This is a genomic window from Sphingomonas sp. (genome assembly GCF_042095875.1).
GTDB lineage: Bacteria > Pseudomonadota > Alphaproteobacteria > Sphingomonadales > Sphingomonadaceae > Sphingomonas.
Genome location: NZ_JBELMJ010000078.1, coordinates 1 through 6,480 on the forward strand (window position 1 = coordinate 1; position 6,480 = coordinate 6,480).

The 6,480-nt window shown below is 71.2% G+C and carries 7 protein-coding genes and 1 pseudogene; 4 read left to right on the forward strand and 4 right to left on the reverse strand.

Annotation, left to right across the window (positions count from 1 at the left end; genetic code table 11):
- Nucleotides 1-399: 399 nt before the first annotated feature.
- Both dnaN and ACFDS6_RS16215 read right to left on the reverse strand, forming a co-directional pair.
- Nucleotides 400-1,500, reverse strand: a complete 1,101-nt coding sequence (gene dnaN / locus ACFDS6_RS16210; RefSeq protein WP_375273140.1) for a DNA polymerase III subunit beta — start codon at nt 1,498-1,500, stop codon at nt 400-402.
- Between the two features lie 146 nt (nt 1,501-1,646).
- Complete coding sequence (locus ACFDS6_RS16215; protein WP_375273141.1) at nt 1,647-2,252, reverse strand: outer membrane protein; 606 nt, start codon at nt 2,250-2,252, stop codon at nt 1,647-1,649.
- A 135-nt stretch (nt 2,253-2,387) separates the two neighbouring features.
- On the opposite strand from ACFDS6_RS16215, the gene ACFDS6_RS16220 reads away from it, so the two are divergent.
- The 3 genes from ACFDS6_RS16220 to ACFDS6_RS16230 all read left to right on the forward strand — a co-directional run bounded on the left by ACFDS6_RS16220 (nt 2,388) and on the right by ACFDS6_RS16230 (nt 4,068).
- The gene (locus ACFDS6_RS16220) at nt 2,388-3,035 is read left to right on the forward strand and encodes a histidine phosphatase family protein (RefSeq protein ID WP_375273142.1); all 648 of its coding nucleotides are present in this window, start codon (nt 2,388-2,390) and stop codon (nt 3,033-3,035) included.
- A complete protein-coding gene (locus ACFDS6_RS16225) occupies nt 3,032-3,523 on the forward strand; it encodes a hypothetical protein (protein WP_375273143.1) in 492 nt (163 codons plus the stop codon). Before ACFDS6_RS16220 ends, ACFDS6_RS16225 begins: the two co-directional genes overlap by 4 nt.
- Before the next feature lie 284 nt (nt 3,524-3,807).
- On the forward strand, nt 3,808-4,068 hold the full coding sequence (locus tag ACFDS6_RS16230; RefSeq protein ID WP_375273144.1) for a hypothetical protein: 261 nt from the start codon (nt 3,808-3,810) through the stop codon (nt 4,066-4,068).
- A gap of 177 nt (nt 4,069-4,245) precedes the next feature.
- Here the strand turns inward: ACFDS6_RS16230 and ACFDS6_RS16235 are convergent, their stop codons facing one another.
- Together ACFDS6_RS16235 and tsaD are read right to left on the reverse strand one after the other, a co-directional pair.
- Nucleotides 4,246-5,241, reverse strand: a complete 996-nt coding sequence (locus ACFDS6_RS16235; protein WP_375273145.1) for an NAD(P)H-dependent glycerol-3-phosphate dehydrogenase — start codon at nt 5,239-5,241, stop codon at nt 4,246-4,248.
- On the reverse strand, nt 5,238-6,272 hold the full coding sequence (gene tsaD / locus ACFDS6_RS16240; protein ID WP_375273146.1) for a tRNA (adenosine(37)-N6)-threonylcarbamoyltransferase complex transferase subunit TsaD: 1,035 nt from the start codon (nt 6,270-6,272) through the stop codon (nt 5,238-5,240). The genes ACFDS6_RS16235 and tsaD overlap by 4 nt, the downstream gene beginning before the upstream one ends.
- Nucleotides 6,273-6,385: 113 nt before the next feature.
- Between tsaD and ACFDS6_RS16245 the strand changes: the two are divergent.
- Nucleotides 6,386-6,480, forward strand: a pseudogene (locus ACFDS6_RS16245) (hydroxymethylbilane synthase); the annotation flags it as partial.

Here is a 6,480-nt window from a genome sequence, read left to right on the forward strand (position 1 = left end):
TGACGCGCCCGCGTCACGGCGACGCTGTCCTACAACCCACCGCTACGCTACGCCGCCGGGCTTCGCGCACCCGCCCGGCTCTTTGCATCGTCTGCCCCACCCGCCGCGCGGTCCCGCGACCGTGGCGTTAGCGCCACGTGTCAGGCGCGAGGCCGCGCCGATGTCGCGAGACCAACCGCTTTCCACGCATCGTCATCCCGGGCTCGACCCGGAATCCCGCTTCTTCACCACGCCGCGAGAAAGACCGCGCCCTAAATCAAGCGCAGGTCGTACGACGACCCTCATCGACGCGAGCGCCCAACACCGCGTATTGGCCTCACCTTAGCGTGACCTTTTGATCCCGCGACCGGCGCGAGCCCCGCCGCCTTGGCCTCACCTTCGCCTCACCTTCCGCCCGGGTCAGACCCGCATCGGCATCAGCACGTAGAGCGCGGGCGACTTGTCGCTCTCGCGGATCAGTGTCGGCGCGGCGGCGTCGGCCAGGTGGACCTCGACCAGGTCGCTGTCGATCTGCCCCAGGATATCGAGCAGGTAGCGGCTGTTGAACCCGATCTCGAACGGCGCCGAGGTATAGTCGCCCGGCACTTCCTCCGCCGCGGTCCCGTTCTCCGGGCTCGTCACCGACAAGGTGATGCGATCGCGGTCGAGCCCCATCTTCACCGCGCGCGTCTTCTCGGTCGCGATCGTCGACACGCGGTCGACGCCCTCCATGAAGCTCTTGGGATCGAGTTTCAGGATCTTGTCGTTCGCGGTCGGGATCACGCGGCTATAGTCGGGGAACGTGCCGTCGATCAGCTTGGAGGTCAGGATCGCGCTGCCCAGGTCGAAGCGGATCTTGGTCGACGACAGAGACACGCCGACCGAGCCGTCGACCTCGTCGAGCAGCTTGCGCAGCTCGCCGATGCATTTGCGCGGCACGATCACGTCGGGCATGCCCTCCGACCCCTCGGGCTTGGCGACCGTCACGCGCGCCAGCCGGTGCCCGTCGGTCGCCGCCGCCTTCAGCACGTCGTCCGACAGGTGCAGGAAGATGCCGTTCAGGTAATAGCGCGTTTCCTCGGTCGAGATTGCGAAGCGCGTCTTGTCGATGATCTGCTTCAGCGTCTCCGCCGGCAGCTCGAAGCTCGTCGGCAGCTCGCCCTCGGCGATGACCGGGAAGTCGTCGCGCGGCAGCGTGCCCAGGCTGAAGCGCGCACGACCCGCGACGATCGCCATGCGCCCGTCGGCGGCCGACAGCGACACCTGCGCGCCCTCGGGCAGCTTGCGCGCGATGTCGAACAGCGTGTGCGCCGACACGGTGATCGCGCCGGGCTGGTCGACTGCGGCCGCCACGCTCTCGTTGATCTGCAGGTCGAGGTCGGTCGCCATCAGCCTGAGCGAGCCTTCCACCGCCTCGATCAGCACGTTGGACAGGATGGGGATGGTGTTGCGCCGTTCCACCACGGACTGCACGTGGCTCAGCCCCTTGAGGAGCGTTGCGCGTTCGATCGTCGCCTTCATCGAAAATTCCCCCGGCCCGCAGGTCTTTACCAGGGGCGATATGGCCAATGTTTCCTAGCCAAAAGAAAACGGCCGGAGCAAGCGCCCCGGCCGTCTTTCTTGTGCGCCGACCCTGTGGAAAGCGTTAATGAGCCGACGAAAGCGCCTCAGAAGCGAATGCCGATCCCGCCGAGCAGCTGGTGACGGTCGAGATCGATGTCGTAGCCGTCGACGTCGCCGTAGTGCGAGTAGCGATACTCACCCTTTACGTAGGCGGTCGGCGTGATGTTGTATTCCAGACCCGCACCGACGCGGAAACCGTCGAGGTTGGTGTGGTCGCGGAACTCGACATTGCCCGCGGTGTAGCGCGATTCCACCCGCGCGTTGGTGTAGCCGCCCTTGGCGTAGATCATCGCCAGCGGCGAGATGACGTAGCCGACGCGCCCGCCGAGGAAGATGTCGCGACCGGCCTTGACCGAGAAGCGGTCGCCCGCGGTGAACGAATTGTAGCTGCGCGCGCGCGACGTCGAATCGGTCAGCTCGGCCTCGGCGCCCAGCACCACGCCGCCGGCCTGCACGTCGTAACCGATCGCGCCGCCGTAGAGGAAGCCGTCACGACCTTCCGAGTCGCCGTCGCCGCCGTCCTGCAAATTGTCGTAGCCGGCGAGCGCCTCGACGCGCGGGCCGGTGAACGGCGCGGCGGTCTGTGCGGCGGCGGGAAGGGCAGCGGTGCCGGCGACGATTGCCGCGGTGGCGAGAACGAGCTTACGCATGGGGAACTCCGTATCGTGGCACCCCTCGACTGGGGTGGGATGCGGGAAATAGTTGGCGCGGGCGGCGGTTGCATGAACCTCAGCTAAACAGTTTTTTGCGTTGCTTTTGCGCCACACCGGGTTGACACCGCGACCGTGACAGCAGGGTTCGACTTCACGCGACGGCAGGGCCGCGACTTCGTGGCGCGACACGGCGAAACGGTGTTCAACGCCGCGCGCCGCCTGCAGGGCGACCACCCGCACACGCCGCTGACGCGCGCGGGCTTCGCGCAGGCGGACGAGATGGGGCGCGCGCTGCGCGACCTGCTCGGGCCGGCCCCGCGGCTGACCTTGTGGGCGTCGCCCGCCGGGCGCGCGCTCCAGACGCTCGCGATCATCGCCGAGCATCTCGAACTCGACTGGCACCAGGCACGCACCGACGAGCGGCTGGTCGAGATCGACATGGGCAGCTGGGGCGGGCGCTACTACGCCGACGTGGTCGCGGAGGTCGGCCCGGTGATCGACGCGAACGGTCTGCTGCGCTGCGCGCCCGACGGCGAGCGCTACGAGGCGATCGCGGCGCGCGTCGGCGGCTGGCTGGCGGACACCGCCGACGACGCGGGCGACCGGCTGGTCATCATGCACGGCATCTCCAGCCGCGTGCTGCGCGGGGTCGCCACCGGCGCACCGGTCGACGCGTGCGGCGCGCCCGTGCTGCCCGGCTACCCGCAGGGCAGCGTGGCGCTGATCGAGCGCGGTGCGGAGACGCTGGTGCACCGCGGCACCGGGTACGCGCCGGCTTGAGCGGGTCGGTGCTCGTACTGGCGCTGGCGCTGGTCGTGGGCGAGCGGCAGGCGATCGGCGTATGGGAGCGCTGGGGCGCGATCCGCGATGCCGGCCCGCCGCGGCGCTGCTTCGCGCTGGCGCAACCGGTGCTTCAGGGCACATCCGGGACGGGCGGCACCGACCGCCGCGGCGGCTTCGCCAGCGTGGCGACGCGGGTCGACGGTACGCGGCGGCAGGCGGTGTTCGTGCGCTTCTCGACAACGCGACGGCCGGGGACGCCGATCACGCTGGCGATCGGCGAGCGGCGCTTCGGCCTGCGCGGCGACGCGCGTGGCGCCCGCGCGCCCGACGCGGCGACCGACCGCGCGATCGTCGCGGCGATGCGCGGCGGGCGCAGCATGAGCGTGTCGGGAATCGCGCGCGGCGGCCGGCCGTTCGCCGACACCTACGCGCTGGCGGGCGCGGCCACGGCGATCGACGCGGCGAGCCTCGCCTGCGCGCGGTAAACGCGACGCGGTGGCTGGAGCAGGCACGATTGCAGAAATGCGAAGTGGAGCAAGTGGAGGTTCACGAACGTTTTCTCCCGCACGGCAAAGTGGGCCAGTCTGCGGTGGGCTTGCGCCGATATGGGCGTGTAGGACAGCGACGGGCGACCACCCTGCTGCGGTGAGCCGTGCGTCGGACGCGCAGCTTTGTAGCAACCCGGGTCGGCTTCGCACGTTCAGACGCCATGATCGACGGTGACGGCTCTGCCGTCTCCGCCACCATCCTTTTTCTAGTTGCGTGTTCCATGACCGAGTCGATGCGGGGCGAGCGCCCCGTTCACCATGATTTCCGCCTGCTGGAGCGTGACGGCGCGGCGCGTGAGCCGGGGCCGAGCACGGCCGAGCGCGCGGAGCCGTTCGCCGCGGCGCGCCACGCGCTGCGCGCCGCCTGGGCCCCGCCGCGCGACACGTTCGTCACCGAGGATATGCCGGTGCTGCTCACGCGATTGAACCTCGTTGCGCTGGACGGCGATCGATCTCGATCCGACGACTCGAACGATCGCTGAAACCCACTGGACAGCGAGGTCGCGCGCTGATCCTGCACGCGCTGACCCCTGTAAGACTGCCGCGGACAGCAACGTCCGAAGAGCCAACGCTCGGGAGCGCCCGCCCGCTTGTGGATCGAACTGTGGATAAGTCCGCCAGAACCTCAACTGCGCCTCTGCCGGCGCGCTCTTGTGCCCTCACGCTTCCGCGCGCAGGGGGCGGGCGAGCAGGCGGTCGATCGTGGCGGCAACCGGCGCACCGGCCAGCAGGTCGCACACCGCCTCGGTGATCGGCATGTCGACGCCCGATCGGGCGGCTGCCTCGCGCAGGACCGGCGCAGTGTGCGCACCCTCGGCGACGGTCAGGCGGTTGGCGAGCAGGTCGGCGGCGTGCGTGCCCTGGCCGATGCCGCGCCCGAGCGAGAAGTTGCGCGAGCTGGTCGATGAGCAGGTGAGCACGAGATCACCGAGCCCCGACAGGCCGGCGAGCGTCTCCGCCCGCGCGCCGCGCGCTAGACCGAAGCGCGTCATCTCGGCGAAGCCGCGCGCGATCAGCGCGGCGCGCGCGTTCTGCCCCAGGCCGGCACCGTCGACCACGCCGCACGCGATCGCGAGCACGTTCTTGACCGCGCCGCCGATCTCCGCGCCGATCACGTCGGTCGAGGCGTAGGGACGAAAGGTCGGCTGCGCGACCAGCGCGGCGAGCTCGGCGGCGAGGCCTGAGTCCTCCGCCGCCAGCGTGACCGCGGTGGGCAGCCCGGCGGCGACCTCGTGCGCGAAGGTCGGACCCGACAGGACCGCGATCGGCGCGCCCGGCACCGCCTGGCGCGCGACCTCGTGCAGCGGCAGCAGCGTGCCCGCCTCGATCCCCTTGGAACACAGGATCAGCGGCGCGGTGTGGTCGCGCAAATTCCCGAGCACCGCGCGCATGTGCTGCGCCGGGGTGACGACCAGGATCGCGCGCGCGTCGGCGAGCGCGGACCAGTTTTGCGTCGCCTCGATCAGCGGCGAGAGCGCGATGCCGGGGAGAAAGGCGGCGTTCTCGCGCGCGTGGTTGATGCCGGCGACGACCTCGGCCTCGCGCGCCCAGAGACGCACCCGGTGCCCGGCACCCGCCGCGACCTGCGCCAGCGCGGTGCCCCAGGCGCCGCCGCCGACCACGCCGATCGTTTCGTCGGGAACGGGCGCGCTCACGCCTTCACCCCCGCGCCGCGCACCGCCTCGGCGTGCGGGTCGAGCGGCCAGCGCGGGCGCGCCGGTACATCGAGCGGATCGATCAGCCCGGCGGCGAAGCGCTCCGCCCCCGCCCAGGCGATCATCGCGGCATTGTCGGTGCACAGCCACAAAGGCGGCGCGACGAAGCGTAAGGAGTGCTCGGCAGCGAGTTCCTGGAGCGCCGAGCGGATCGCACCGTTGGCGGCGACCCCGCCCGCGACGACAAGCGCGGTAACGACGCCGGCGCGACCCAGCGCGCGGCGCGTGCGGTCGACGAGGCAGTCGACGACCGCTGCTTGGAACGAGGCGGCGAGATCGGCCGACGCGTGATCGTTCGCCGCGCGCGCGACCGCGGCCTTCAATCCGGCAAAGGAGAAATGCGGCTCGGGCGAGCGCAGCAGCGGGCGCGGCAGCGGCACGGCGCGCGGATCGCCGTCGCGCGCGGCACGCTCGACCGCGGGGCCGCCGGGAAAGCCGAGCCCCAGGATCTTGGCGGTCTTGTCGAACGCCTCGCCCGCGGCGTCGTCGATCGTGGTGGCGAGCCGGCGATAGTTCGCGACGCCCTCGACCAGCAGCAGCTGGCAATGCCCGCCCGAGACGAGCAGCAGCAGGTACGGGAAGTCGAGATCGGGGTCGGACAGCCGCGGGCTGAGCGCGTGGCCCTCCAGATGGTTGACCGCCACCAGCGGCTTGCCCGCCGCGTGCGCCAGCGCCTTGCCGGTGACGAGCCCCACCATCACCCCGCCGATCAGGCCGGGTCCGGCGGTCGCGGCGACCGCGTCGACCTGCGCTAGCGTGACACCCGCGTCGGCGAGGGCGGCGGCGACCAAAGGCTCCAGCGCCTCGACGTGCGCGCGCGCCGCGATCTCGGGTACCACCCCGCCGTAGGGCGCGTGCGCCGCCTCCTGCCCCGCCAGTCGATGCGCCAGCACCTGCCGGTCGCCGGTGACGAGCGCGGCGGCGGTTTCGTCGCAGGAGGATTCGAGGCCGAGGATGAGCATGGCCGTCATGTAGGGGATCGCGGCGCGAAGGGGAAATGGCTGCCGCATAGCGCGGGCCGGATCGCGGGGGCGGGTCGGGCTGGCGGGTTGCAGGGGCGGGACACGTCGGCGATAGGCGCGCGATGGGTGACTTTCGACTGGGTACGCGCGGTTCGCCGCTCGCGCTGGTGCAGGCGGGCATGGTGCGCGACGCCCTGATGGCGGCGCACGGCTGGCG